At 52.9% G+C, this 25,610-nt stretch carries 23 protein-coding genes and 1 pseudogene; 17 read left to right on the top strand and 7 right to left on the bottom strand.

Annotation, left to right across the window (positions count from 1 at the left end; translation table 11 throughout):
- Positions 1-61: 61 nt before the first annotated feature.
- Positions 62-1,300, top strand: a complete 1,239-nt coding sequence (locus AMM41_RS11755) for an MFS transporter (protein WP_228769250.1) — start codon at positions 62-64, stop codon at positions 1,298-1,300.
- Positions 1,301-1,352: 52 nt separating this feature from the next.
- A complete protein-coding gene (locus AMM41_RS11750; RefSeq protein ID WP_089958126.1) occupies positions 1,353-3,053 on the top strand; it encodes a thiamine pyrophosphate-binding protein in 1,701 nt (566 codons plus the stop codon).
- An 88-nt stretch (positions 3,054-3,141) separates the two neighbouring features.
- Here AMM41_RS11750 and AMM41_RS11745 read toward each other — a convergent pair whose 3' ends face one another.
- On the bottom strand, positions 3,142-3,561 hold the full coding sequence (locus AMM41_RS11745; RefSeq protein WP_089958121.1) for an SWIB/MDM2 domain-containing protein: 420 nt from the start codon (positions 3,559-3,561) through the stop codon (positions 3,142-3,144).
- 520 nt (positions 3,562-4,081) lie between these two features.
- Here AMM41_RS11745 and aceA point away from each other — a divergent pair.
- From aceA to AMM41_RS11730, 3 genes are all read left to right on the top strand, one after another.
- On the top strand, positions 4,082-5,413 hold the full coding sequence (gene aceA / locus AMM41_RS11740) for an isocitrate lyase (RefSeq protein WP_089958116.1): 1,332 nt from the start codon (positions 4,082-4,084) through the stop codon (positions 5,411-5,413).
- Positions 5,414-5,583: 170 nt separating this feature from the next.
- Complete coding sequence (locus tag AMM41_RS11735) at positions 5,584-6,348, top strand: hypothetical protein (protein WP_089958113.1); 765 nt, start codon at positions 5,584-5,586, stop codon at positions 6,346-6,348.
- Positions 6,349-6,351: 3 nt separating this feature from the next.
- Positions 6,352-6,846: a hypothetical protein gene (locus AMM41_RS11730; protein ID WP_089958104.1), complete on the top strand. Its 495-nt coding sequence runs from the start codon at positions 6,352-6,354 to the stop codon at positions 6,844-6,846.
- A gap of 6 nt (positions 6,847-6,852) precedes the next feature.
- On the opposite strand, the gene AMM41_RS11725 is transcribed toward AMM41_RS11730, so the two are convergent.
- On the bottom strand, positions 6,853-7,188 hold the full coding sequence (locus AMM41_RS11725) for a helix-turn-helix domain-containing protein (RefSeq protein WP_089958099.1): 336 nt from the start codon (positions 7,186-7,188) through the stop codon (positions 6,853-6,855).
- A 110-nt stretch (positions 7,189-7,298) separates the two neighbouring features.
- On the opposite strand from AMM41_RS11725, the gene AMM41_RS11720 reads away from it, so the two are divergent.
- The 11 genes and pseudogenes from AMM41_RS11720 (at position 7,299) to AMM41_RS11675 (ending at position 16,635) form a co-directional block, all read left to right on the top strand.
- Positions 7,299-7,769: a hypothetical protein gene (locus AMM41_RS11720; protein WP_089958096.1), complete on the top strand. Its 471-nt coding sequence runs from the start codon at positions 7,299-7,301 to the stop codon at positions 7,767-7,769.
- Entirely contained in the window at positions 7,760-8,215 is a 456-nt protein-coding gene (locus AMM41_RS11715) for a zinc ribbon domain-containing protein (RefSeq protein ID WP_089958091.1), read from the top strand. Before AMM41_RS11720 ends, AMM41_RS11715 begins: the two co-directional genes overlap by 10 nt.
- A 49-nt stretch (positions 8,216-8,264) precedes the next feature.
- Complete coding sequence (locus tag AMM41_RS11710; protein ID WP_194944761.1) at positions 8,265-8,828, top strand: hypothetical protein; 564 nt, start codon at positions 8,265-8,267, stop codon at positions 8,826-8,828.
- A 77-nt stretch (positions 8,829-8,905) separates the two neighbouring features.
- Positions 8,906-9,355: a hypothetical protein gene (locus AMM41_RS11705; protein WP_194944760.1), complete on the top strand. Its 450-nt coding sequence runs from the start codon at positions 8,906-8,908 to the stop codon at positions 9,353-9,355.
- Positions 9,356-9,492: 137 nt separating this feature from the next.
- Positions 9,493-9,879 carry a hypothetical protein gene (locus AMM41_RS21920; RefSeq protein WP_228769249.1) on the top strand — a complete coding sequence of 129 codons (387 nt, stop codon included), beginning with the start codon at positions 9,493-9,495 and terminating at the stop codon, positions 9,877-9,879.
- Positions 9,880-10,066: 187 nt separating this feature from the next.
- Positions 10,067-10,219: a hypothetical protein gene (locus AMM41_RS21915; RefSeq protein ID WP_194944758.1), complete on the top strand. Its 153-nt coding sequence runs from the start codon at positions 10,067-10,069 to the stop codon at positions 10,217-10,219.
- Positions 10,220-10,456: 237 nt separating this feature from the next.
- Positions 10,457-10,882, top strand: coding sequence for an antirestriction protein (locus AMM41_RS11695; protein WP_089958076.1), 426 nt, complete (start codon positions 10,457-10,459; stop codon positions 10,880-10,882).
- 712 nt (positions 10,883-11,594) lie between these two features.
- Entirely contained in the window at positions 11,595-13,592 is a 1,998-nt protein-coding gene (locus AMM41_RS11690; protein ID WP_194944757.1) for a hypothetical protein, read from the top strand.
- A 347-nt stretch (positions 13,593-13,939) separates the two neighbouring features.
- On the top strand, positions 13,940-15,127 hold the full coding sequence (locus AMM41_RS11685) for a tyrosine-type recombinase/integrase (protein WP_089958068.1): 1,188 nt from the start codon (positions 13,940-13,942) through the stop codon (positions 15,125-15,127).
- Between the two features lie 230 nt (positions 15,128-15,357).
- A pseudogene (locus AMM41_RS11680) lies at positions 15,358-15,588 on the top strand (isocitrate lyase); the annotation flags it as partial.
- A gap of 93 nt (positions 15,589-15,681) precedes the next feature.
- On the top strand, positions 15,682-16,635 hold the full coding sequence (locus tag AMM41_RS11675; RefSeq protein ID WP_228769248.1) for a delta-class carbonic anhydrase: 954 nt from the start codon (positions 15,682-15,684) through the stop codon (positions 16,633-16,635).
- A 255-nt stretch (positions 16,636-16,890) separates the two neighbouring features.
- Here AMM41_RS11675 and AMM41_RS11670 read toward each other — a convergent pair whose 3' ends face one another.
- On the bottom strand, positions 16,891-17,850 hold the full coding sequence (locus tag AMM41_RS11670) for a helix-turn-helix domain-containing protein (protein WP_146186246.1): 960 nt from the start codon (positions 17,848-17,850) through the stop codon (positions 16,891-16,893).
- 652 nt (positions 17,851-18,502) lie between these two features.
- Here AMM41_RS11670 and AMM41_RS11665 point away from each other — a divergent pair.
- A complete protein-coding gene (locus AMM41_RS11665) occupies positions 18,503-19,102 on the top strand; it encodes a TetR/AcrR family transcriptional regulator (RefSeq protein WP_089958059.1) in 600 nt (199 codons plus the stop codon).
- 225 nt (positions 19,103-19,327) lie between these two features.
- Here AMM41_RS11665 and AMM41_RS11660 read toward each other — a convergent pair whose 3' ends face one another.
- The 4 genes from AMM41_RS11660 to AMM41_RS11645 all read right to left on the bottom strand — a co-directional run bounded on the left by AMM41_RS11660 (position 19,328) and on the right by AMM41_RS11645 (position 25,499).
- Positions 19,328-21,367, bottom strand: coding sequence for a M3 family metallopeptidase (locus tag AMM41_RS11660; protein ID WP_089958053.1), 2,040 nt, complete (start codon positions 21,365-21,367; stop codon positions 19,328-19,330).
- Between the two features lie 36 nt (positions 21,368-21,403).
- Entirely contained in the window at positions 21,404-22,255 is an 852-nt protein-coding gene (folD, locus tag AMM41_RS11655; RefSeq protein ID WP_089958050.1) for a bifunctional methylenetetrahydrofolate dehydrogenase/methenyltetrahydrofolate cyclohydrolase FolD, read from the bottom strand.
- A gap of 90 nt (positions 22,256-22,345) precedes the next feature.
- Positions 22,346-22,972 (bottom strand): response regulator transcription factor, encoded by a 627-nt coding sequence (locus tag AMM41_RS11650; RefSeq protein ID WP_089958046.1) that lies wholly within the window; start codon positions 22,970-22,972, stop codon positions 22,346-22,348.
- A 37-nt stretch (positions 22,973-23,009) separates the two neighbouring features.
- A complete protein-coding gene (locus tag AMM41_RS11645) occupies positions 23,010-25,499 on the bottom strand; it encodes a PAS domain-containing sensor histidine kinase (RefSeq protein WP_089958043.1) in 2,490 nt (829 codons plus the stop codon).
- Positions 25,500-25,610 lie beyond the last annotated feature (111 nt).

Below are 25,610 nucleotides of genomic sequence, written 5' to 3'. Positions count from 1 at the left end.
CGCAGCGAGCGCACTTCAGGGTGTCCTGATCTTTGCGCTCGTTGCACCTGGATGGCCCTTTATGCAATCGGTTGTGCTCCGTGATGAGTCTCAGCGCCCCTGGCGTGAGGATGCCCGTGTGATGGGCTTGGTGGGTGTGGCCCATGCCAGCTCTCATTTTTCCCACCTGCTTTTGCCGTTGATGTTTCCTGTTTTTGTGCAGGAATTCGGCTGGCGCTATGCCGAGCTGGGCATGCTGAGCTCTTTGTTTTTTGTCATATCGGGCCTGGGTCAGGCTGGGGCCGGTTTTGTGGTCGACCGGTGGGGCGCAAGACCGGTGTTGTTGACCTCCATGGCCCTTTACATCTTGGCTTGCTTGCAGGCTTATGCGGCGCAAAGCTACGCCGGGCTCATGGTGGTGGCCGTCTTGGCCGGTTTGGGCAATGCACCGTTTCATCCGGTCAATTTCACCATCTTGAACCAACGGGTATCCACACCCCGATTGGGTTATGCCTTCAGTGTGCATGGTGTATCGGGCAATTTGGGCTGGGCCTTGGCACCTGTGTTTTTCAGTGTGTGTGCAGCATGGTGGGGGTGGCGACACGCCTTTTTGGCCGCGTCAGTGTTGTATGCCTTGATCTTGGTTCTGCTGCTCATCCATCGCCAACATCTGGTCACCATCCCTGCACCGGCCGCATCCAGCCCGTCCATGAGAGGGCGTGGATCTGGCCAGGGGAGTGCCTTGGGCATTTTGCGCATGCCCGTGGTTTGGTGGTGTTTTTTGTTTTTCCTGCTGTCCACAGTGACCTTGGCCGTGGTGCAAAACTTTGCGGTTCCTATCCTCAATGCCTTGCACGGCATCAGTTTGGAGCAGGCCTCCATGACCTTGACGGCCTACATGTTGTTGGGGGCCGTGGGCATTTTGATCGGTGGCTTTCTGGCCGCACGATTTGCGCAGGTCACCGACCGCGTGGTGGCCCTGTGCATGGTCGCAGCGGCTTTGCTGATGGCCCTTTGTGCCAGTGGATGGCTGGGGCCGCAAGCCACCTTGTGGTTGTTGGCCTTGACCGGTTTTGCCGTGGGCATCGGCGGGCCTAGCCGGGACTTGATGATCAAAAAAGGCACGCCCAAGGAGGCCACGGGCCGTGTTTATGGTTTGGTCTATTCCGGTCTCGATGTGGGCTTTGCGTTGTCCCCGCTGGTTTTTGGACTCTTCATGGACCAAGGCTGGTACACCGCCACCTTGTTGGGGGCTGCTTTGGTCTTGTTCATCAGCGCAGGGGTGGCACTGGGTGTGGGTCAGCGATCTGTGCCGCATTGAACGATTACAGGTGTGACACCGTGTCATCTGGGCATTGGGCACAATGACCCCCATGAAAACCAAAATTGCTGGCCACCTGCTTGTTGAATGCCTTCTGGCCCAAGGCGTTACCCATGCATTCGGTGTTCCGGGTGAAAGTTACCTCGCCGTGCTGGACGGCTTTCACCTGCACCGAGAGCAGATCAAATTTGTCATTTGCCGCCAAGAAGGCGGAGCCGCCTTCATGGCCGAAGCCCAAGGCAAGCTCACCGGACGCCCTGGCATCTGTTTTGTCACCCGGGGGCCAGGTGCGACCAATGCCTCGATCGGGGTGCACACAGCGTTTCAAGACTCCACACCCATGGTGCTCTTTGTGGGGGATGTGGCCAGCGACACGCGTGACCGCGAAGCGTTCCAGGAAATGGACTACACCCACTTTTTCGGCCCCTCCACCAAAGGCATGGCCAAGCGGGTAGAGCGGGTCGATGACCCCGAGCGTTTGCCCGAATACGTGGCCCGTGCATTTGCCACCGCCATGAACGGCCGCCCAGGCCCCGTTGTGCTGGTGTTGCCCGAAGACATGTTGACCCAAGCCGTCAAGTCCGAAGCCCTGGGGCGTGTTGAACCCGTGCAATCGTGGTGCGATCCAGGCGCTTTGCGCACACTGCGCGACATGTTGCTGGCTTCGAGTCGGCCCTTGGTCATTGCGGGTGGCGGAGGGTGGACACCTCAAGCCGCGCAAGCCCTGCAACGCTTTACTGAAAACTGGCAACTGCCCGTCACCAACGCCTTTCGATTCCAAGATACCTTTGACAACCACCACGCGCAATACGCGGGTGACGTGGGCATTGGCATTGCCCCCGCACTGGCCGCCCGGGTGCGCGACGCCGATTTGATCATCGCGATTGGGCCGCGCCTGGGTGAAATGACCACTGGGGGCTACACCTTGCTCAAAGCCCCCAAAACACATCAAAAACTGGTGCACATCCACGCCAGCGCCGAAGAGCTTAACCGCGTCTACCAAGCCGATTTGGCGATTCACTCCACCATGAACGCTGCCGCCCGTGGCTTGGAAGTTTTGACCGCACCCAACGATGTGGCTTGGTCTGAGTGGACCCGTTTGGCCCACGATGGTTACCTGGACAACTTGCAACCCCAAACTTTGCCGGGCGACATTGACATGCCCGCCATTGTGGCCACGCTGCAAAAACACCTGCCTGCCGATGCGGTGCTGACCAATGGCGCTGGCAATTTCGCCAGTTGGATGCATCGTTTTTACAAGCACCATGGACTCGTCAAAGGGCACAAAACGCAACTGGCACCCACAGTCGGGGCCATGGGCTATGGCGTGCCAGCAGGCATCGCGGCCAATTTGTTGACCGGACGTTTGGCATTCACCATCGCGGGAGATGGTGACTTTCTCATGAACGGCCAGGAATTGGCCACGGCCGTGCAGCATGGTGGCAAAAGCATCATCGTTTTGTTGAACAACGGCATGTACGGCACCATTCGCATGCACCAAGAGCGCGAATACCCCGAGCACGTCACCGGCTCACAACTGCACAACCCCGACTTTGCTGCTTTGGCCCAGGCCTATGGCTATGTGGGCGTGCGCATCCACCAGACCGACGAGTTCGAGCCCGCTTTCTTGGCCGCCATGAGTTGCCCCCAAGGGACGCTGATTGAAATCATTCTCGACCCCGAGGTGATTACCACCCGTGGCACCTTGAGTGCCATCACACAAACGGCGCTGGCCAAACAGCAGCCAGCCTAAGCTGCCTCTGTGGGTCTGCCAAGGGCAGTCCCGTGTTTCAAAGCCAAAAAAAACCCGCCTGGGCGGGTTTTTTTGTGCTGCCCTTGAATTACTTCAAGTGCTTGCCAATCAAGCCTGCCATTTCGAACATGGTGACTTGGGCCTTGCCAAAGACGGCCTTGAGCTTGTCGTCTGCGTTGATGGCGCGGCGGTTGGTTGCATCTTGCAGGTTGTGCTTTTTGATGTAGACCCACATTTTGCTGACCACTTCGGTGCGTGGCAGAGGGGTTGATCCCACCACAGCTGCCAAAGCAGCACTCGGGGTCAAAGCCTTCATGAAGGCGGCGTTGGGCGTGCGCTTTGCAGCAGGTGCAGCCTTGGTGGCAGGTGCGGTTTTAGCAGCAGGGGCCTTGGCCGCTGCTTTTTTAGCAGGTGCAGCAGCTTTTGCAGCGGGTGCAGCTTTGGGGGCCGGTGCTGCTTTTTTTGCGGGTGCAGCTTTTGTGGCCGGGGTTTTTTTTGCAGTTGCCATGATGAAGTTCCTTTGATCGGAAATAAGTTCGCCGCTGAGAAACGATTTGTTTACAGCTTCCCGGATGCTACTGGAGAAAGACATGGTTTCCAATGGTAAAAATCAATTTTTCTATAGGGGTTGTTGCTGATTTCACCTGAAGTTGGGCTTTTCTTGATCTTGACAACTTGACGCAAGCTCGAACAGCCCAAAACACTCAGCAAGACTCACTTTCGAATCGGCTTTTGGGGGCATTGACCCCTTGCGCGTTCATACATTATTTTCACAATCCGATTGTTAAATTTCTTATTGTGAAATTTTATCCATCGGATTGAAGCAAAAATTTTTTGTATTGTTAAAATATTTTTTGCATAGAGAAATAAGTGATGTAAGTTGTTGAAATATAACAAATAAAAATATGTCTTCTATAAGACATAAGATGCTTCAAAGGTCTTCTATAAGAGTTAAGATTCAGGCAACGACGAAGCAGAATTCGCTGCCCACATCGCCCGATTTCAACTTGACTTCAGGAGTCCTTTCCATGCCAGCCAACCTCACCGAACAATTGAGCCGTGAACAGCAAATCGCCGCCCTCGAAAAAGACTGGGCGACCAACCCCCGTTGGAAGGGCGTCAAGCGCGGTTATTCCGCTGCCGACGTCGTGCGTCTGCGCGGCAGCATGCCCATCGAGCACACCCTGGCCAAGCGCGGTGCTGAAAAGCTGTGGGAAAAAGTCAACGGCGGCGCCAAAAAAGGCTACGTCAACGCTTTCGGTGCCATCAGCGCTGGTCAAGCCATGCAACAAGCCAAAGCAGGCCTCGAAGCCGTGTACCTGTCGGGCTGGCAAGTCGCCGCTGACGGCAACACCTCTGAAACCATGTACCCCGACCAGTCGTTGTATGCCTACGACTCGGTGCCCACCATGGTTCGCCGCATCAACAACACCTTCAAGCGCGCCGACGAAATCCAGTGGGGCCGTGGCATCAACCCCGGCGACAAAGAATTCATCGACTACTTCTTGCCCATCGTGGCCGACGCTGAAGCCGGTTTCGGCGGTGTGTTGAACGCCTTCGAACTGATGAAGAACATGATCGCCTCCGGCGCGGCTGGTGTGCACTTCGAAGACCAATTGGCTGCCGTCAAGAAATGCGGTCACATGGGCGGCAAAGTGTTGGTCCCCACACAAGAAGCTTGCGAAAAATTGATCTCTGCACGTTTCGCTGCTGACGTCATGGGCACCTCCACCATCGTGTTGGCCCGTACCGATGCTGAAGCGGCTAACTTGATCACGTCTGACCACGACGCCAACGACAAGCCCTTCTTGACCGGCGAGCGCACACAAGAAGGTTTCTACCGCGTCAAAAACGGTCTGGAGCAAGCCATCAGCCGCGGCGTGGCTTACGCACCTTATGCTGACTTGGTGTGGTGCGAAACTGGCGTGCCAGACATTGGCTTTGCCCGTGAATTCGCCCAAGCTGTGCACGCTGCTTGCCCAGGCAAGTTGTTGTCGTACAACTGCTCACCTTCTTTCAACTGGAAGAAGAACCTCAACGACAGCCAGATCGCTTCTTTCCAGGAAGACCTGTCGGCACTGGGCTACAAGTACCAGTTCATCACCTTGGCTGGTATCCACATCAACTGGTACAACACATTCCAGTTCGCCAATGCGTACGCCAACGGCGAAGGCATGAAGCACTACGTCAACATGGTGCAAGAGCCTGAGTTCGCAGCACGCGACAAGGGTTACACCTTCGTGTCGCACCAGCAAGAAGTCGGCGCAGGCTACTTCGACGACGTGACCACCGTGATCCAGGGCGGTTCGTCTTCTGTGAAAGCCTTGACAGGCTCGACCGAAGAAGAGCAGTTCCACTGATCAGCTCCTGCCATTAACCTTGGGTGCCCTTCAATGGGTGCCTGGTGGGGTTGTAAAGCCATCTGAGGTGAGAGCCTTGGGTGGCTTTTTTGCGTGGGAAGGTGTTGGGTTTGTGGGCGATCTATACATGCCACAATCGTTTTAGCCTTTCAGGCAAGACAGGAGAGCAGATGCACCGCGAAACCACTACACCTCAAAAGCCCAGCCTATGGCACCGATTCTTGGCCTTCAAGACGCTGTTGGTGTCCTTCTCTCTGGTTGGCTTGCTGGCGAGCAATGTGGCCAGTCTGGTGAGCGCCAGTGCCCATGACTGGATGCACAACGCTTTGTGGCGTGTGATGTCCATTGGTGGCCAGGCCGTGGCTGATCGTGCCTTGGCCAACAGTCCCAAGGCGAAACTGGAAGACACCGTCAAAAAGCGCACGGCTGAACTGGCTGCGAAGAACAGGCTTCAGGCCAAGGAGCTAGAAGATGTTCAAGTCAAGAATCTAAAACTGGCGCAGCAGGTGGATGTGAACGGCAAACAGGCCAAAGCCACAGCAGCCGCTGTGCATCAAAGGCTTGCCAAAGGTGTTTCCAGGAATGTGGCGGCCTTGCCAAGCGAATCCATTCCATACCTTGGGCTGGGCGTGACTTTGGCTGTAACGTCATTGGACATCTACGATGCCTGTCAGACCATGAAGGATTTCAATGCCTTGCTGCGGATGATGGGGCAGGGCGAAGAAAAGCCAGACCTGTGCGGGCAGAAGGTACCGACCGTGGATCAGGTGCTGGCTTCCGCCAAGGCTGAGTGGCGGAGTAGTGTTCAGCGTGTCACGGATGACGCGAAGGCTTTTAAAGTGGCCGTGCCCAATGTTCGCTTGCCAACTCGCGATGAAATGGCAAAGGCGTCATGTGCTGCGGTTGCGGTGCCTTACCTTTGCCCGGAGAAGTGACACATGAAGACCGGATTGCCCAGTAAATGGGTCATGCTGATGCTGAGCATGGCTTTGGTGGCATGCGGTGAATCCCCTCCACCGAACACCCCATCCGAACCAGTTTCGACCGTACAAGCGTTGAAAGACACGCCCGTGATACCCGTTGCCTTGCAAGAGGTTGTGGACACCTACGTGCTGGGAGGCAAAAGCACAGACCTGCAACGTGATGTCATGACAGACAAACTGACAGGTGCCACTGTGTCTTGGCGGTTCAAGGTGTACGACGTTATCAAAGAAGATGGACGCTACCGGGTCATGTCTGAATTGATGGTCGGTTCAGAGTCTGAAGCCTTCGGGAAATTTACCGTGGTGGCTTTTGTAACCGCACGGGATCAACAGGATGACGAAGCACTGTTGAAGCTGCAAACCGGCAGTGAGGTCGAGATTCGTGGTCGAGTGGATGGTTTGATGGTCCGGACTGCCTTGATACTCAGTCCGGCAGAGCTGGTTCGTTGACCAGACTCAGGTATCGACCAATTGGGTAATCAACGCGCCGACTTTTTGTCTTCGTGCCTTGCTTGGGATTTTGTGTAAGGCCAGCAATAGGTCGGCAATGTCCTGTTCTTCGCAGTACATGTAGGGCGGAGGCACATCCAGAACATTGGCCAGCAGCTTAACAGTGGCAAATGGTGGTTCGTGCACGCCAAGTTCATATCGACTGATCCGAGCCCTTGCACTGGACTCGTCAAGGCCGATGGCCACCCCCACCTTTTCTTGAGCAAGACCCAAAGCATCACGACGTTCGCGCAAACGGCGACCGACGATCGTACTTTGTTGGTGCTTTTGCTCATTTTGCATGTCACGAGTTTCGTGACGGGTGCTAAACTTGTCGTCACGTAATTCGTGACAAAAAATTGTTTGCTATCTATGGAATTCAATTTCGAAATTTAACCTCAAAGGAGAAAGCAATGGGCTGGATCATTTTTATAGTGGTTGTATTGATGATTATTGGTGCTGCAGGTAAATCAACCGAAGCAAAGAAAAAGCAAGAAGCTGTAGATGAGGCAGCGCGTAGGCAAAAGGAAGCAGAAGATTACATTTTGAAAAGTGGCGATCAAGAGGCCATAAAAATGATGATGCTAGCCCGTGCAAATCCATCGCACTACGCACAAGTGATGGCGGGTGGTGCCGGTAAAGGAAATAGCACTCTAAAAACTGCTATGGGAGTAATGGCTGGTGTGGCTGTGGGAAATCTCGTGGCAAATGCAGCAACTGCAGCAGTTGTTTCCGAGGCTCTATCAAATGTTCCGGAGGAACTGACGAGTTCAGCTGCAAATGCAGTTGACTCAACTGTTGATTTGAGTGAAATCAGTGAAGGGATTTCGAGTTCAGCAATCGAAACTGCGAGTTCTGGTTTTGATATTAGCGAATGGCTTTAACATATTTTAAACAGGAGATAAGATTTATGCATTGCAGAAATTGTGGAAAATCAATCGATGGCAAAGCTGCTGTCTGCATATATTGTGGTGTACCCCCGCGTTTGGAGAAAAATTTTTGCCATAACTGCGGTTCATCAACGGCAGTTAATCAGTCCATATGTGTAAATTGTGGCGTATCACTCGGGATTAGTTCTGGGCAAAAGTCAAAGTCAACTGCTACTTTGCTTAGTCTGTTGCTGGGCACTGTTGGTGGTCAAAAATTTTATATGGGATCATGGGGTTGGGGAATCGTATACATAGTGTTATGCATGACGGTCTTTCTGATGTGGATTCCTATTATTGCGGCTTTTGTTGAGACCATTAGATTAATTCTGATGACAGATGAAGAGTTTTCAAACAAGGCCGAAGCATTTAAAGATAAAGGACCATTCGGCTTTTTTTGGTGATTTAACTTTGATACTTATTTCATCAATCATGATTTTGAAGGTGTCAATAATGAAGAGATTTTTGTTTCTTGCTTCTTGGGTAGTTGCTTTTAACTCTTGGGCACAACCAGCAACAATTGCCGGAATTTTTCCGGGGAAAACAACCATTGAAGAATTACGCGAATTGGTGGTTGATCCAATAAAGATAGATAACAATAACTATCATATTGTTAAATTAAAAGAGCTTAATAATGAAATGGCAACTGTATTCAATAAAGAAGGAGTTGTTTACAAAGTTGAAATTGACCTGATGTCGAATCTTGAAATGGCTGTGGCATTAACGTCTAAGTACGGCAAGCCCACAAAGAAGGTTGGAGAAATTAAAAAAGTCACCTGCCAAAACAAGTTAGGGGGAAAGTTTGAACGCGTTGAAGGCAAGATGGTCGAATATTGGAGACCAAAAGGGGGTGTTCAAGCTGCTTTGGTCCATACCGCTTACCAATGTGGCACGAGGATTTACAGTTTGTACACCATATATCATGAAAAAACACAAACACAGATTGATTACTTGAATAGACAAGAAGAATTTAAAAACTTTAGTGACAAAATTGATAAAATAAATAAAGGAATTTGAGTTTAATAGAAATTAAATTTCACCCACCCTGGAGCAATCCTCGGTGGGTTTTTCTTTGTCCAAACGAAAGGAGATTAATGCACGTTTTGCGTCATCCCACTGAGGTATTGGCATTTTTTGATGATTGTCCAAATCCATGCATCACAGCGTTGATCCGGCAACGCATGACAGAACTGATTGATGAAGAAACCAGCATGGATGAGTTGGTGGTGTTTGTGATCCTTGAAGCAGGTGATGGTGTTGAGCAACTGCAAAACCAAATGGGCTTTCAAATCATGACCGATCATGGATGCCCCTTGTGGGAAGTGATCGAGCAACACGCCACTTGTTATGAGCTGGTGTTCGTGTTGTCCTCGTCAGGGCAAGGAGCCTTGGTGTTCGCCCCAAAACACGAATGTGCACCGGACATTCTGACCCTGTGTCAGCAGCATGCCGAGCGAAGTCCCCCGCTCAATACACCCGACGATCCCGGCACAATCGACGCCGCAAACACCGCCCCCCGAGGCGGTTTTTTTACGCCCATTTGAACCCAAAGGAGTAAAACTAAACGCGCTTATGTGAGCACCTTATATGGTATTCAAAAAAATGAAAGGAAAACCATGTCAGTTGAAAACGAAACCACAGAAGAAAGCCTGTCTCCCATCGAAACCATCCACACAGGTGAATGTTTTCCCTGTCAGGTCAATCCAGTTTGACCTATGCCATTGGACGGAATCCCGAAGACCAGTCATTGCATTTACGCATCGTTGCCAACACAGGCGGCGGGATGTTTTGCGATGAATTCGCCAGTGGAGACGCAATTGATGCCATTGTGCAAACCCATCCTGTTTTGATCTCCCGCTCGATGTGCGAACTGCACGCTGGACGCAGTATCAACACCGGGGGCTTTGTCCTGTCCGTCCTGAAGCATTTGGGGTTGGTCCGTGTCAATGCCGAGAACAGTCGCCATCACGAGCTGGTCCCAGGTACCACCTTTGAAGAGGTGGCCCTTAGTGCCATGGATCAAGGCGATAAACGAAAGACCATCAAACCAAAGAAGGGCGATATCTGAAAACAGAGTCCATTAATGCTGCTTTGATCGCCGCTGCATTTTTAGGTATTTGGTTTACATCCACAAGATTGATGTCCATTGCCGCATTTGCAGCCTTGTGCTTTTTGTATCCACCGCTTGTGGTTCTCGTCATTCTTGGCGTGGCCTTAGCTTTTTATTATTTTAAGTTCCAACAGAGGAAAAAACCATGACATATCTCGATAGCATTTCAACAGTAATGCAACGCGCCCTCGACTGGGACGATTTGCCCGAAGACCTGTTACCACTGGTGATTATTTCCGAGGTGGCACACCTGAAGGGACTCGACAGCGAAGCCATGGGCGGCTCGACCTGGCACTGAGCAGGGGAGCCAGACCCAGCCCCGACCCGGCCCGCATGCGGCCAACCTGCCCACCCCTCGGGCAACCCCCGGCCCCCAGCGGCCACCGCCACCGGCACCACCCGGCCCCGGCTTGAATCCCCTCCCTCAGTCTGACACCAAAAGCACACAACAGTATCTGCAACTGCAGAGGTCTTGGTGCGTCTGGCGTTGATTGGGGGAGGGGTTCTTTATCACCCTATTTTTTTGGATTGAATCATGACAACAAACATCATCACAAACATCATCACAAACACCATCGTCCCCGAAGCTGAGCGCATGGCTATCGTAGATCGTCTTTTCGGCATTTCCTACTTGCTCAAGCTGGAGCCCGCAGTGTTCAGCATTGCCGAGGCTTTGTCGGAAGAATACACAGGAGGGTTTTGGGAGTTCCATGACCTGGGAAGCGGAGGCTTTTATCTGGCACCGCGCTTTGACACAGAGTTCACCCTGAGCTGCGAGAACGGCTTTGACGGCAAGTTGTCCCCAGATGCTTTCGGGATCACTGTTTGTCTCTACGCCTACAGCGAGCTGTCCTTTGCAGTTGATCGATTGGCACAGGTCTTTGCAGAGCACTACCACCTGCTGCGTGAATATGCATCCCTACATCCCGAGGCCAAGCTGATCCATCGGGCCATCGACTGATCTTTCGCTTGGGCATGAGATGCGGCCCTGTCGTTGACATCTCTTTTGGATTGTCGATGCCGAAAAATCTGATGCTCCAAATCTGCTGACGGTGCTGTCGGTGGTGACGCAAAAGTTGGCGGCGGTCATGGGCGGTGGCACGGGTCGTCGGCAGCGACAGCAGCGTCGCCAGTTTTGAGTCCGCCAATTTTTCTGCGCTCGGGATGGATTGGCGTTAACGGTTCATTGGGCGAGGCAACATCTCGATGCGCCCCCATGATGATCGTCTTGAAATTTGTCGATGAGGTTCATCCTTGGGGGCACCCTCTCTCCCAGAGAAATGGCCTAAAGCTATTTCTGCTGCCGTTTCAAAGGGCTTGATTGCAATGATCCTAGAGACACATCCATGTGATCAAAAAATGTGCAATGCATCAGATCAAAATAAGTGTAAGATTGAGACGTGCCGTTCAGTTTGCACTCAGCTACTTACTTAGTCATTTCTTTTTAGACACGATTTAATCGTGTCCCTACACCCCAAGGTCATGGATGGGGTTTTCATCAAGAAAATTTTGATCACATCAACGTGATGGCTATCGTGTCACGTCAGTTGCGGTCATTGCTGTTCTTCACCAATTGGTTTTCCCGAGCGGGATCGATAGTGCTTGTGCGCGTCCCGATCATTTTCGTCACAAGTATGGTCAACAAAGATGATTTTTTCTAAAAAGAAATCTCAATGCAAACCATTGATACCCCACAGCCTCCTATTGAGGATGTTATACCTAACGTTAACCCTGCGGAGTCCTCTGAAGCAGCAGACCTTGAAGTCAATACCGTTAAAACAACAGAACCAATTCCGGTTGAATCGAATGATGCACTACAAACTGAAGAACCGGAATCTGAGTTAGAAAAGTTTGTCGAATCTGCCGACGGTGCTGACGGTGCTGACGTTTCAGATGCTGTCAACGAGCCTCTAGATGCTGACGATCCTGTTGCAGTGCAGGATGGCGAAAATATTCCACATCATATTGCTCCTCCAGTCGCTCCGCCAGTCACACCACTCACCTTGAATCTGCCACCAAGTGCTTCGCATGTTCCCTTGGCAAATGGTCAAAGTGCGGTCAGGCCAGTGATTGTTCAGTCAAGTGAAGAACCTTCAAGACTGGGTCCATTGGCAGATGCGCCCCTGCAATTTTTGAAGAGCAAAAAATCTGGGCGTAACTTCGTTGCCTGGAACACCAAAGGTGTGCCAAACCTCACTGCGATCGGTTCTGCTGAATTCAATTCAAAGGTCAGGGCTCTTTATCGCCAAAAGAACCGAATCCTCAAACAGCGTGAATTTAATGAAATTGTCGAGGAACTCAATTCAGTTGCCGATGAAGATGGTCGCGAAGTTGACCTGTATGTTCGGGTGGCTCCGGCACAGGGCAAAGGCATCAACATTGACCTGTGCGATGAATCAGGAAGGTGCGTTCATATTGACGAGACTGGACCGTCGATTTGTGAGCCCATGTCGGATGTGTTGTTCTTGCGGCCAGCACCTTCGCGTCCATTGCCCACACCTGATTTCAAGGGAAGCTATGTAAGCCTTGCGCAATTCGTGAACTTGCCATCAACCGATTTCCACCTGTTGTGCGGTTTGATCAGTTACACCATTGCTCACCCAAAAGTTGAGTCAACAAACTATGTCTTTACCGTGTTGAAAGGTACTCAAGGCAGTGGCAAAACTCAAGCATCCAAGACCATCCAGAAGTTAATTGATCCATCAACGACTGGTGCGCAGACGCTGCCAAGTTCAGATCGTGAATTGGCCATCTTGTCTCAAAACTGTCACCTCATGGTGTTCGACAACATGCGCGATTTAAGCAGCAAAATGAGCGATGCTTTGTGCATTGCCGCCACCGGAGGTGCGGTGAGTGGGCGTCAACTCTACACCGATGATGGTCAAAAAAATGTGTATCTGCACGGCGCTATCTTGCTCAATGGAATTCACCCGTTCATGGGGCAATCAGATTTCGCAGACAGGTGTTGCGTGTTTGAGCTGCAGCAGTTCAGGCCAGGCCAGCGCAAAGACCCCGCCGAAATGCAGGCTGAATTTGACCGTTTGTACCCAGAGATTCTGGGTGGCTTTTACCAGTTGATCGCAGACATCTTTCGGGTGTTGCCTACTTCTGCGCCTACGAATCCTGGACGCATGATCGGGTTTTGCAAATGGCTCGCCGCAATGGAGCAGGTCATAAATCTGGAGCCGGGTGAGCTTCAAAATGCATATCGTTCCGGTCAGCAAGACATGCAGTTGGAGTCCTTGCTTGATAACCCGCTTGCTGCTGCAATTTTGCACTTCGCGGAGCGTATGCAGGAAGACTCGTTGACATTGAGTCCATCAGATCTTTACAACAGCCTCAGTCTTGTTGCGCAGTATTCAAACAATCGCTCTGTGGCATGGCCAAGCTCTGCTGCATCGATGTCAAAGCGGCTTCATGGATTGCAGGCACCGTTGCTGTCGCAGGGCATCTTGATCGAATGGACTCGTGGCAAAGATCGTGCTATCACCTTGCGCAAAGTTGGCGACCCAGTTCAGGCTCTCGCCCATGGGACTGAAAAAAATGCTCAGACCGAGCGTCCCGTCGGTGCTGACGATGCCGTCGCCAGTGGTGACCTCGTCGGTTGCGACAACACCGTCGGCAGCGTTGGCAAAGCAGACATTCAGGCAACTTCCACCACCTCGTTTTGAGGGGGTAATTTCAGGGTTGTAACGCCCGAATCCGGGCACCCACCTGATCCGTCAGGTGGCCCCTTGTTGACGTCAGCAAGTCGATGATTTGCATGGAAATCTGACTCACTTGTCGAATTCGGGGTGTGTTTTCGGGTCCAGTGCACACAAGGCTTGACCTGGTTGCGGATGACTCTTTGACATGAAGGATTTGTCCTCGCCAATTTCCATGCGGTATTACCTTCCGTGATCAATTTTCGCTATGACACGTCTGCCATCAGTCGTGCCAATTTTTTTCCATCACCAATCGTTGTGCCATCACTTTTGATGTTCATATCACTTAACAATTTTTTAAAAGGAAATTACAAATGCCAGTCGTCCAAATGACAAGCTCGTTTTGCCAAGCTGCTGTTTGCAACCCAGGCCGTGCAAAAACGGATTACTACGATGTTGCCGTTTCTGGCTTCATCCTCACCGTGTCTGCTTCTGGCTCCAAGGTGTTTTCACTTCGCTACCGCGACAGGTATGGCAAGCAACGCCAGCACAAGATTGGCAATGCCAAGGTCGTTACATTTGAAAAAGCCCGCCAGGCCGCAAAACAACTTGCCTCAAAGGTGTCTCTTGGTGACAGTCCCGTTGATGAAAAACAGGCCTTGAAAAAAGTGCCCACCTTGGCTGAATTTATTGCCGATACATATCTGCCACACATCCATCAAACCCGGAGGAATTTCCAATCGACCATCAGCTTTTTGAATCATCACATCTTGCCCAGTTTCGGCTCCAAGCATCTCGACGAAATCACGTCGGACATGATCGAGGAAGCACATCTGAATTTGAAAGCAAAGGGGTATGCCTTGGCCATGGCCAACAAGCTGCCTGTTTTGTTCAAGATCATGTTCAACTTGGCCAAGAAGAAGGGTGTTCATGGTGCCAGCACCAACCCAGCTCTCGGTGTTCAATTGTTCGTCACCAACAATGCCAAGGAGCGGTATCTCACTCAATCGGAAACAGAGCGGCTTCTTATGGCTATGGAGCAGAGTGATAACAAGCAATTGAAATACATTGTTCCGTTGATGCTCATGTTTGGGTGCCGCAAAAGGGAGCTGCTGGATGCACAGTGGAATGACTTTGATTTGGTTCGTCGCAATTGGCACATCCCCATGTCCAAAAATGGCAAGCCACGAAACATTCCGATATCCTTGAAGGCGCTGGAGTTGCTTGAAAAGTTGCCACGTTGGCCTGGGTGTACCTATGTGGTCCCCAATCCTTCAACAAAGAAGCCATTTGCCAATTTGTTTCACAGTTGGAACAAGGCTCGGCAGAGGGCCGGATTGGGCAATGTTCGCGTGCACGACCTGCGCCACACCTTCGCCAGCAATCTGGTCAATTCCGGGCAGTCAATCTATGTGGTCAGTAAGTTGCTTGGTCATTCGCAAATCAAGACCACCACAAGGTACAGTCATCTTTCCGATGCAACACTGTTGAGTGCTGTGGATTCAGCGGCCAACGCCGTGGACTTCAATTCACAGGGCAGTCAGCAAGGTGCTGGGCATTGAAAATCTGACTTCAACCAAGTGCAGCCACACCGCCCATCCGATGCCGTTTTTCGGTGTGGGTGGGTGGTGGGAGAAAAATGGGCATCCCGTTGTTGCCAAAGCACTTTCGGATTGGCAATGTCGAAGTGCCATTTTTCCACGAGGTGGGCATTCGGTGGGAAGGGCAAAAAGTTGGTGGAAAAAAGAGAAAAAACCCTTTAAAAACATCGGCTTGCAAAACTTTGTGCCTGTTCAACACATTCCAGTTCGCCAACGCCTATGCCAACGGCGAAGGCATGAAGCACTACGTCAACATGGTGCAAGAGCCTGAGTTCGCTGCACGCGACAAGGGTTACACCTTCGTGTCGCACCAGCAAGAAGTGGGCGCAGGCTACTTCGACGACGTGACCACCGTGATCCAAGGCGGTTCGTCATCTGTGAAAGCCCTGACCGGTTCGACCGAAGAAGAGCAGTTCCACTGATCAGCTCCTGCCATTAACCTTGGGTGCCCTTCAATGGGTGCCTGGTGGGGTTGTAAAGCCATCTGAGGTGAGAGCCTTGGGTGGCTTTTTTTCATGAAGATTTGGTGGATTACATTTTTGCGATGTTCTGTGGAGTGGGATAATTATGAAATCATCAAAAAGCGTAAATTCATGAAAAACTACTTGCTTTCCAGCCTTGCCCTCACTCTGAGCTTGGCCGGTGTATCGAATGCCGCCGACGTTGCGGGTAAAAGCACTGAAGGTGTTCACAAAGCCGATGCTGCAACGATCGATGCACAGAATGCGGCTTTAAGCAACAACACCAATGGCAAAGGCTATGGTCCTCAGTCCCCTCGTGACTTGGCACAGGTCAAAGGTCAGAATACGGGCGTCTTCTTGCCAGCCCCGGCTTTCAGTCAGATGAACCTTTGCAATATCCATTTCCATGAAAATGCTGAACACAAGGGCGGAGAGTTCACAAAGTTTGCAGGTCATGGTGATGGTCATGGCTACGGCACGGGATACCGTTATTCAGGAAAGTTGAACGCTCGGGAAGCCAAGCCGCTGGAAGAGGAAGTCTGCGTTGGCAAACACGGCGGATTGCAAAGCGGCGATACGATCGAGTTGCACTATGTGTTCAGCACGGCACAGGTGAAGCCTGGCGCGACTTTAGGGGCTTGTTTGAACGAGGCTGTGGCGAACCCGCAACTTCGCGTTGAGGCGCAGGTTTTTGTCTTGGTGAACGACCAAAAAGCGGCTGATTTTCAACGTCTAACCGAGGTGGGGCAGGTCAATGGCTATCACCAACCATTGCATATGCCCAGCAAGACGGGCGTGCCTATCCGCTATGCGGGTTCAACCACGGGTCCCGCTTACAACGAAAAAGGCTCACCTTTGCAAGTCTCTTGGAGCGTCAGACCCAAAGTGCTGAAAGTCAATGTTGCTTCTGTCGGACAGTGGTGTAAAGCCAATGCTTTTGCCGAAGACCATGCTCACGGTGTACGGAATCTGGTGATTGATCCAAAGTTGCTTTCTCGCGTGAAATAAAGATCATGGGCCATCACATTGCTGTTGGCCTTGGTACTGCTTCTTTGACCGCTCATGGCCAGTTCAAACTCCCCCACTGTCGCGATAGTTGTCCGGTCTCTTGAAGAGACCAATGCAATCGACTGATATTTGACGCAATAGCTCCCTTCAGGGGGTTGAAAAAAAGCCACCCCTGCGAGAGCTGAGGGTGGCTTTTTACTTGGCAAAAGTTACAAATTCATGTGTTAAGCCCACAAGCGGGTGGCCATGGCCAATTCAAAAAGTACCGGCTGTTTCTTTCAGAATGACAAAAGCATCTTTGACCTCTGGCCAGTGGAATTTTCGGCCCTGAAAAAATAACTGGATCTTTGCCGGATCACTTGCGTGCACCGACCAAGGTGGGGTGCCGCGAAATGTTTTGTTTTCGTTGGCTTTGAGGCTTGCTGCGTGTTGAACGCCTGCACTGTCTTCCACACACAAGCTCACTTCTTCCAATGCCTCGATGTACACACTGAGGCCCGCTTTTTGGGGCTGATCAGTCGATAAAGTGATGGCGGGTTTTTGCGCATCACAACCACCAAAACCAAGGGCCTGCACCCTTGCAGTCACCGGTTGATCGGGCTCTGGCATGGCTTTGATTGGCGCAGGTGACGTGGTGGACGGCTCAGACATTGGTGCCTGTTCAAGCTGCGCTGGTGGCACCTGTGGTTCTGTTTTGCTCGTGGCCAGCGATAGGAGGTCGTTGGCCAATGCCTTGATTGAAAAATCAGTTTGTGTATAAAAAATTGCAAAGCAGCTTGACAAAACAAATGCTGAACCGATCGCAGGGATCAGGATATTTTTGCCATTTTTTTGAACAGGCAAACGAGGTCTTGCTGCAACAGAAGTTGATTTTCTGACGGAGTTTTCATGGTTTGTGCGGGATTCCACACTTTCTTGAACAGGCGATTCCAGCGATTGGGCCGTGTCCATGTTCATTTGAACAATGGGCGTGTTGGTCCACAGCGCCTGCGGGTCGGCGCCAAGAGCTTTGGCCACTTTGATGGCTGCAATTTCCTCAATGGCAGGGGAGTAAAACATGGACCGCTTGCCCGGCAGCACATCACCATATTCGAGCTGCAAGACTTGGGCTGTTGACAAATGAACATGTTGCGCCAAGTTAGAAACAGTGATGCCCTGAGATTCGCGCAATTGGCGAAGTTGTTCGCCCCGAATATGATTGGTGGTAGAAGTCATGGTCATGTTTTTAAAATAAAACAGCTGATCCGATCATCAGGAACCCGCAATATGATCAGATTTACGTTCATTCTTTGTCAAGTCGATTATTTTTCAGTGCCGAACGGGTGAAAGCAAATTTTCTTGACTGATCCCCGGTCGTTGCTAGAAGGGACTGTTACGGCGCTGTCAACCTCATTGAGTGGCTTGTTTTCTTCCGATTGCAAAGAACACTGGACGTCCATGGTCACTGGTGCGCGCTCACATGGTTGCATTGAAATTGAGTTTAAAAGTATCGAATGAAATTCTGATACTATTTTAATAGAACTATTTAATGTTCTGCTTTCTTGTATCATCATATGTCTCATTCTAATTTTAAATGTTAACATGATGACATAAAAAAAGGTGACTGGTAGACACTTTTCACGGAAATTGATTTCAATATTTACATGTTTATTTGATAAACTGGATTGTTTATTATATTTACAGATACTTATTAACTAAATAATATTGGACTTTTTTTGTATTATAGTAAACTATATTTTACTTTATTTAATAATATATGGCTATATTGAGATTTCATCAATTACAAGGTATGATCTAAAGTAGGTTTTGATCAGAGGGCTTGCATTCCAAAGTTTTATTTTTTTAGTTGAAAATATGAGTATTTTCTATGTATAAAAAACCACTTCAACCACGAGCCATCGCGACAGAAAAACGCTTTCTTGACGCTTTGAATGATCTGCTCAAAGAGAAATCATTGGGTCAGTTGAGTATTGATGAAATTGCAGACCATGCGCAATTGACGCGTGGGGCTTTCTTAAAACGTTTTGGTTCAAAAAAGCAAGCCCTCTTTGTGTTGTGGGCTTCTTATTGCAATCTGGCATCTGAGCAAATGGTGGCCATCGCGGCTTGCATGCCCAAATTTGCATGCATTGAAGACGCCTGCATGCACATGTCCAAGACCTTGGAGAATATTCAGACGCTTGAATTTTCTGTCAACCGTGCAATGCACGAGGATTTCCAGGAAAACCTGCGAATTGACCCTCAGACTAAAAAAATATTTCTCGATTGTGTGGATCTGATGCGGCAAGCACAAAAACAATTCAATTTGGCCGGTGCTGCATCAGATGCAGGCGCTTTTGCTGCCGCCCAACTCTTGGTCACCATCAACTACAACTATGTCCTCAAAGCCATGCCAGCCTTGCCAGCGAACTCGCAAGCGCGTCACAAATTGATTGGTGACGTGGTGGCTTTGGCACTCAGGGCCTGAAATCCGAATGTCGAACCATTGGGACCGCGCTTGAGTATTCGTGTTTTTGAATGGGGATTCATCCCGTTGACGCGTGGAGTTTGTTCGTGACAGGGGCAAGCTTGGGACGATCAAATCTTCAGTTCACCGCCCATCGCCCAAGGGAACTTGCGAAAAAAAACAAGCCCCAGTCAAAAAAATCCTGACCAGGGCCTGCCAAATTCCATCAGCCGTGATTTGGCTTGTTCAAGCGCTGACCATGCCTTGGTGACGCAGCAAAGCGTCCAGGCTGGGTTCGCGACCCCGGAAGGCCTTGAACGATTCCAGCGCTGGGCGGCTGCCGCCCGCTTCCAAAATGGCTTGGCGGTACAAGCGGCCGGTTTCCACGCTGGGTGTTCCGTCATCGGCAGCGGTTTCTTCGAAGGCGGCGTAGGCGTCTGCGCTCAGCACCTCGGCCCATTTGTAGCTGTAATAACCTGCCGCATAACCGCCTGCAAAGATGTGGCTGAAGGTGTGGGCCATGCGGTTGAAGGCGGGCGGGCGCATCACGGCCACTTCGTCGCGCACTTGTGCGAGAAGCGGCATGAAGTCTTGCGCTGGGTCGTGTTCGGAGTGCACCAGCATGTCGAACAATGAAAACTCGATTTGCCGCAGGGTTTGCAGGCCGCTTTGGAAGTTTTTGGCGGCCAACATCTTGTCGAACAGCGCACGCGGCAGGGGCTCGCCCGTTTCCACATGGGCGGTCATGTGGCGCAGCACCGACCATTCCCAGCAGAAGTTTTCCATGAACTGGCTGGGCAGCTCAACAGCGTCCCACTCCACACCGCTGATGCCCGAGACATCGCGCTCGTTCACTTGCGTCAGCATGTGGTGCAAGCCGTGGCCAAACTCGTGGAAGAGGGTGATCACGTCGTCGTGTGTGAGCAAAGCCGGTTGGCCGTTCACACCTTCGGCGAAGTTGCACACCAGGTGCGCCACAGGCGTTTGCAACACGCCGGTGTCGGGGCGCTGCCAGCGGCCGCGCACGTCGTCCATCCACGCGCCGCCGCGCTTGCCCGCGCGGGCTGGGGGGTCCAGGTAGAACTGACCGACCAATTGGCCTTCGCGCTCGATGCGGTAAAAGCCGACGGCCGGGTGCCAGACGGGCGCTTGGTCGACACGGATGCTGACTTCGAACAGCGTCTCGATGATCTTGAACAGCCCGGCCAACACTTTGGGCGCGGTGAAGTACTGCTTGACCTCTTGTTCGCTGAAGCTGTAGCGGGCTTCTTTGAGCTTTTCGCTCAGGTAGGGCACGTCCCATGCGTTGAGTGGGCCGGTGATGCCCAGGGCGCTGGCGGCAAATTCACGCAGGTCGGCCAGGTCTTTTTCGGCAAAGGGGCGGGCTTTGGCCGCCAGGTCGCGCAAGAAGGTGGTGACTTTTTCGGGGGACTCGGCCATCTTGGGCACGACCGACACTTGGGCGTAGTTGTCAAAACCCAAGAGGCGGGCTTCTTCCTGGCGCAGTGCCAAGATTTCCTGCATCAAGGGGGTGTTGTCGAAGTGCTTGGCGTCGTCGGGGGCTTGGTCCGAAGCGCGGGTGACATAGGCTTTGTAGAGCTGCTCGCGCAGTGCGCCGCTGTCGGCGAACTGCATCACCGGCAAATACACCGGCATTTTCAGGCTCAGGCGGTGGCCTTCTTGGCCGTCCTTTTGTGCAGCATCACGGGTGGCTTGCACCACATCGGCAGGCACACCTTTGAGCTGGTCTTCGCTCACGTACAGGGCAAATTTGTCGGTCGCATCCAGCGTGTTTTCGCTGAACTTTTGCGTGATTTCGGCCAGCCGTTCCTGGATGGCGGCGTAGCGTTCTTTGGCCGAGCCTTGCAACTCGGCGCCGCCCAAGACAAAACCGCGCAGGGCGTTTTGGCGGGCTTGGGTTTGCTCGGTGTTGAGGTTGGCCGCGTCAATGGCTTTGTATTTGGCGTACAGGCGCTCGTCGCTGCCCAGGCGCGTCCAGAACTCTGTCACGCGGGGCAGGGCGGCGTTGTAGGCGGCACGCAGTTCGGGCGTGTCGGCCACGCTGTTGAGGTGACTGACCGCACCCCAGGCCATGCCCAGCCGCTCGGTGCTCACGTCCAGGGTCTGAGCGATGGCTTTCCAGTCGGAGGGAAAGTCGGCGGCGGTGACGGTGTCCAAGGCTTTTTCGGCGGCGGCCAGCAATTCGTCCAGCGCCGGGGCCACATGCTCGGGAGCAATGCGGTCAAACAAGGGCAGGCCAGAGGTGTCGAGCAAGGGGTTGGTCATGGGGCTTCCAAATAGCAGTTCAGTGGGTACTTTGTATCACTTGGAGGCGCGTTCGGCCGCTTCAAGGGTATTGACCAGCAGCATGGTGATGGTCATGGGGCCGACGCCCCCGGGCACGGGGGTGATGTGGCTGGCGACTTGTTTCACGCCTTCAAAGTCCACATCGCCGCACAGCTTGCCTTCGTCGTTGCGGTTCATGCCCACGTCCAGAACCACCGCGCCAGTCTTGACCATGTCGGCCGTGAGCACATTGCGCTTGCCCACGGCGGCCACGATCACGTCGGCTTGCAGGGTCAGGGCTTTGAGGTTTTGGGTGCGCGAGTGCGCCACCGTCACCGTGGCATCTTTTTGCAAAAGCATCAGCGCCATGGGCTTGCCCACAATGTTGCTGCGGCCAATGACCACGGCATGTTTGCCGCGCAGGTCGTAGCCAATGCTCTCGAGCATCTTCATGCAGCCGTAGGGTGTGCAGGGCCAAAAACCGGGCATGCCGGTCATCAAGGCCCCGGCGCTGGCGATGTGAAAGCCATCGACATCTTTGGCGGGGCTGATGGCTTCAATCACTTTTTGTGCGTCGATGTGCGGGGGCAGGGGCAGCTGCACCAAGATGCCGTGGATGGACGGGTCCTTGTTGAGCGCTTCCACGCGGGCCAGCAAATCGGCCTCGGTCAAAGTGGCTTCGTATTTTTCGAGCACCGAGTGCAAGCCACTGTCTTCGCAGGCTTTGACCTTGTTGCGCACATAAACCTGGCTGGCCGGGTTGTCACCCACCAGCACCACGGCCAAGCCGGGTGTCACACCTTGGGCTTTGAGGGCTTGGGCGCGGGCAGCGACTTCGGTGCGCAGTTGTTTGGACAGGGCGTTGCCGTCGATGAGGTGGGCGGTCATGTTTGAAAGTTCAAAAAAGTCAGAGAAAAAATGCAAAACGCCCGGCGGGTGCGGGCGTTGCTTGCGGGCGTAGATTGGCGGGCAGGGCGATCAGGCCTTGGGTGCGTTTTGCCCCAGCGCGATCTTGAGCAGGTCGGCCACGGTGTTGGCATTGAGCTTTTCCATGATGTTGGCGCGGTGGGCCTCCACCGTTTTGATGCTGATGCCCAGGTCGTCGGCGATCTGTTTGTTCAGGCGACCGGCCACGATGCGTTCAAGCACCTGCGCTTCGCGGCCTGTCAGCTTAGACAGGAGCGCGTCGCGGCTGGCCGCTTGCTGGTAATCGGCAAAAGAGTCACGGGCTTCGTCGAGCATGCGCTCAACCAGGCTCAGCAGCTCCTCTTCCTTGAAGGGTTTTTGGATGAAATCCATGGCCCCTTTTTTCATGGTGTTCACCGCCATGGGCACGTCGCCATGGCCTGTGATGAACACGATGGGCAGGGGCGAGCGGCGCTCAATCAAACGGTCTTGCAGTTCCAGGCCTGTCATGCCGCCCATGCGGATGTCGGCGATCAAGCAAGCCACTTCTCGGGGGTCGTATCGGCTGATGAAAGATTCTGCGCTGTCAAAACAACGCACCCGGTAGTCCTTGCCTTCGAGCAACCATTGCAAGGAATCGCGCACCGCTTCGTCATCGTCCACGACGTAAACAGTGCCTTTTTTTGGTATCAAACTCATTCATTTACCCCGGTGGGTTGTAGTGTGGTCAATGGGTTCAGACCGGTATCCAAAAGGAGAATCGACATCCTGTGACCTCGCCCGAATTGTAGAGGTTCTCAGAAGTGATCCGGCCCTGGTGGGATTCGATGATGCTTCGGCACAAATTCAGGCCAATGCCCATGCCTTCGACCTTGGTGGAGAAAAACGCCTCGTAGACCCGTTCGGTGTCCTCGGCGGGCAAGCCTTGCCCGGTGTCGGTGACCGAGAACTCCACGACAGACAGGTTGTCGACCTGTTTGGGCACGATGCGCAATTCCACATGACGCTGTCCGGCAGGACGGTTGGCGTTGTCAATCGATTCGGCCGCATTTTTCATGAGGTTGATCAGCACCTGCTCAATCAAAATAGGGTCTACCAAAAGTTGTGGCAACCGTGCAGCCACATAGTGCGACAGGCGAACGTGGCGTCTGCGCAGTTCGATTTCAGCCAATTCCAGCGACTCGTTGACCATGGCCGAGACATCCGAGAGGACGCGGTTGGGCTCGCTGCGTTTGACGAAACTGCGGATGCGCAAAATGATTTGTCCGGCACGCTGGGCCTGGTGGGCTGTTTTCTCCAGCGCCCACACCATGTCTTCCTCTTTGACTTGCTTGTTTTTGATGCGCGAAATCATGCCGCTGCAATAGTTGCTGATGGCGGTCAGGGGTTGGTTGAGCTCGTGGGCCACGCTCGACGCCATCTCGCCCATGGTGATCAGGCGGCTGGCGGTTTGGGCGCGTTCTGCTTGTTGTGCTGCTTGCTCTTCGGCTTGGCGGCGCGGCGTGATGTCGCTGGCAATCACCATTTGGGCCAGTCGTCCGTCGGCCCAGTTGATGTAGCGAGAGCGCACTTCCAGCCATTTGCCCAGTTCAGAGACAAAAATTTCGGCGTTTTCTGATTTGGCAATCGTCAAACTCTCCGTGGGCAGCCCGGCCATTTCATCCACATCGTCAGCGCGATCGACCTCCTCGCTGGAGCCGGCCTGCTGGACCAGCCGCAAATGGCCATCGGTGTTTTGGCCAAACCACAAACGGTAAAGTTTGTTGGCAAAGAGCAGTTCGGAACTGCCCAGCGGGGCCACAGAGACCGATGCGTCCAGCGCTTCCAGCACGATGGTGAAGCGTTCGTGCGAGCTGGCCAGCTGTTCCCGAATGCGGTTGGGCTCGGTGATGTCGGTCATCGAGGTCATCCAGCCGGTTTGCTTGCCACTGGCATCAATCAGGGGCGAGACATACATGCGAGCATCAAACAAGTGCCCATCTTTGCGTTTGACGCGCACCTGAAAACCGCCCGCAGAATGCTGGCCGCTGATCTCTTCTTCCAGGCGTTTGGTCAGCAACTCCCTGTCTTGTTCGGGCCAGTAAGGGAAGGGCGCGACGGCCCCCACCAAGTCCGAATCGCTCCATCCCGTCATTTGGCAGAACGCGGGGTTGACATAGGTGATGCGGCCGCGCAAGTCGAGGGCACGCATGCCGGTGAGCATGGAGTTTTCCATGGCGCGGCGGAAATTGGTTTCAGCAACCAGGGCTTTTTGGGCCTGCAAACGGCGTCGGGTGTGTCGCCAGTTGCCGATCAACATCCAGGCGGTCATCACGCTGAGCACACTGACCAACCAAAACAGGCCACTGCCCACCAGGCCTTGTGATGTGCGCCAGGCCTGAGCCCGCAAAATCAAGTCGTTGCCCACGGGCGAGACCGGCACTTCATAGTCGTTGTTGGGTTTTTCACTGCCCGGCAAGGCACTCCACAAAGCGATGCGCCCCGGTATGGTTTGACCGGCCAGCAAGCGGCCTTTGCCGTCTTGCAGGGCCACGGCATATTTGGCCAGCACCTCGGTGGGAATGCCGTAACGCAGCAAGCCCTCCATGGTGTATTCGGCCAGGATCACCCCGTTGAATCGCCCTTGGTCGTTGCTCAATGGGGTGTGCAACTGCAATACCGGAATCTGGGCGTCTTTGTCGGTTTCGGTGTCCAGCTGTCCGTAAATGGGCTGCATCAAATCGCGTGCCAAGCTGAAATGGCTTTCAGTTTCACCAATTTTGAGCACCGTTCCGGCCCGCATGTGTTGACTGGGTGCGATGCTGGAGACACTTTGGTTGGCCATGATGCGCCTGCGGTCATCGATCCAAGTCAGCGACAAAAACTCTGGGTATTGCAACACCAGTGCTTCGGCCCGAGACAAAAATTGGTCGGTGCGTATTTCCTTGTTCGAGACGTCACGCGCCAAACGCATGACCTGCTCTTGCCGCTCCAGCAGGCGCAAGCGCAGCCGCTGCTGGGCGTACTCCACATCGCGTTTGATGGCCTCTTGCTCTCGCTCAATCTCTTCCACACGCAAGTACCAAAACGCACTGGCGATGGCGGCCAAAAACAACACCACCGCCGCTACGGGTGCCAAGTTGGCAAATCGGTCTTGCCGGTTGGGTGATTGGCTTTTCCACCATGATCGCCACCAGGCCCAAGGCCCTACTTTCGTGACCACCAACGCTGCTTTGTTCAATTCCATGCTGTGGAGTTTAGGGGACAGGGGCCGGACTTTGGCTTTGAAAGGATTTCAAAATTGACCAGGCATTTCCATTTAATTTCACTATACAAAATCAATGTGCACTATTTGAAA

The organism is Limnohabitans sp. 2KL-3 (genome assembly GCF_001269405.1).
In the GTDB taxonomy this organism is placed as follows: Bacteria; Pseudomonadota; Gammaproteobacteria; order Burkholderiales; family Burkholderiaceae_C; genus Limnohabitans_A.
This window is presented reverse-complemented; position numbering and strand designations above follow the sequence as displayed.

Excerpts from the sequence above, each read along its gene's own strand:
- AMM41_RS11755 (WP_228769250.1), top strand. The coding sequence starts at position 62 with ATGCAATCGGTTGTGCTCCGTGATGAGTCTCAGCGCCCCTGGCGTGAG.
- AMM41_RS11750 (WP_089958126.1), top strand. The coding sequence starts at position 1,353 with ATGAAAACCAAAATTGCTGGCCACCTGCTTGTTGAATGCCTTCTGGCC.
- AMM41_RS11745 (WP_089958121.1), bottom strand. The coding sequence starts at position 3,561 with ATGGCAACTGCAAAAAAAACCCCGGCCACAAAAGCTGCACCCGCAAAA.
- aceA (WP_089958116.1), top strand. The coding sequence starts at position 4,082 with ATGCCAGCCAACCTCACCGAACAATTGAGCCGTGAACAGCAAATCGCC.
- AMM41_RS11735 (WP_089958113.1), top strand. The coding sequence starts at position 5,584 with ATGCACCGCGAAACCACTACACCTCAAAAGCCCAGCCTATGGCACCGA.
- AMM41_RS11730 (WP_089958104.1), top strand. The coding sequence starts at position 6,352 with ATGAAGACCGGATTGCCCAGTAAATGGGTCATGCTGATGCTGAGCATG.
- AMM41_RS11725 (WP_089958099.1), bottom strand. The coding sequence starts at position 7,188 with ATGCAAAATGAGCAAAAGCACCAACAAAGTACGATCGTCGGTCGCCGT.
- AMM41_RS11720 (WP_089958096.1), top strand. The coding sequence starts at position 7,299 with ATGGGCTGGATCATTTTTATAGTGGTTGTATTGATGATTATTGGTGCT.
- AMM41_RS11715 (WP_089958091.1), top strand. The coding sequence starts at position 7,760 with ATGGCTTTAACATATTTTAAACAGGAGATAAGATTTATGCATTGCAGA.
- AMM41_RS11710 (WP_194944761.1), top strand. The coding sequence starts at position 8,265 with ATGAAGAGATTTTTGTTTCTTGCTTCTTGGGTAGTTGCTTTTAACTCT.
- AMM41_RS11705 (WP_194944760.1), top strand. The coding sequence starts at position 8,906 with ATGCACGTTTTGCGTCATCCCACTGAGGTATTGGCATTTTTTGATGAT.
- AMM41_RS21920 (WP_228769249.1), top strand. The coding sequence starts at position 9,493 with ATGTTTTCCCTGTCAGGTCAATCCAGTTTGACCTATGCCATTGGACGG.
- AMM41_RS21915 (WP_194944758.1), top strand. The coding sequence starts at position 10,067 with ATGACATATCTCGATAGCATTTCAACAGTAATGCAACGCGCCCTCGAC.
- AMM41_RS11695 (WP_089958076.1), top strand. The coding sequence starts at position 10,457 with ATGACAACAAACATCATCACAAACATCATCACAAACACCATCGTCCCC.
- AMM41_RS11690 (WP_194944757.1), top strand. The coding sequence starts at position 11,595 with ATGCAAACCATTGATACCCCACAGCCTCCTATTGAGGATGTTATACCT.
- AMM41_RS11685 (WP_089958068.1), top strand. The coding sequence starts at position 13,940 with ATGCCAGTCGTCCAAATGACAAGCTCGTTTTGCCAAGCTGCTGTTTGC.
- AMM41_RS11675 (WP_228769248.1), top strand. The coding sequence starts at position 15,682 with ATGAAGATTTGGTGGATTACATTTTTGCGATGTTCTGTGGAGTGGGAT.
- AMM41_RS11670 (WP_146186246.1), bottom strand. The coding sequence starts at position 17,850 with ATGACTTCTACCACCAATCATATTCGGGGCGAACAACTTCGCCAATTG.
- AMM41_RS11665 (WP_089958059.1), top strand. The coding sequence starts at position 18,503 with ATGTATAAAAAACCACTTCAACCACGAGCCATCGCGACAGAAAAACGC.
- AMM41_RS11660 (WP_089958053.1), bottom strand. The coding sequence starts at position 21,367 with ATGACCAACCCCTTGCTCGACACCTCTGGCCTGCCCTTGTTTGACCGC.
- folD (WP_089958050.1), bottom strand. The coding sequence starts at position 22,255 with ATGACCGCCCACCTCATCGACGGCAACGCCCTGTCCAAACAACTGCGC.
- AMM41_RS11650 (WP_089958046.1), bottom strand. The coding sequence starts at position 22,972 with ATGAGTTTGATACCAAAAAAAGGCACTGTTTACGTCGTGGACGATGAC.
- AMM41_RS11645 (WP_089958043.1), bottom strand. The coding sequence starts at position 25,499 with ATGGAATTGAACAAAGCAGCGTTGGTGGTCACGAAAGTAGGGCCTTGG.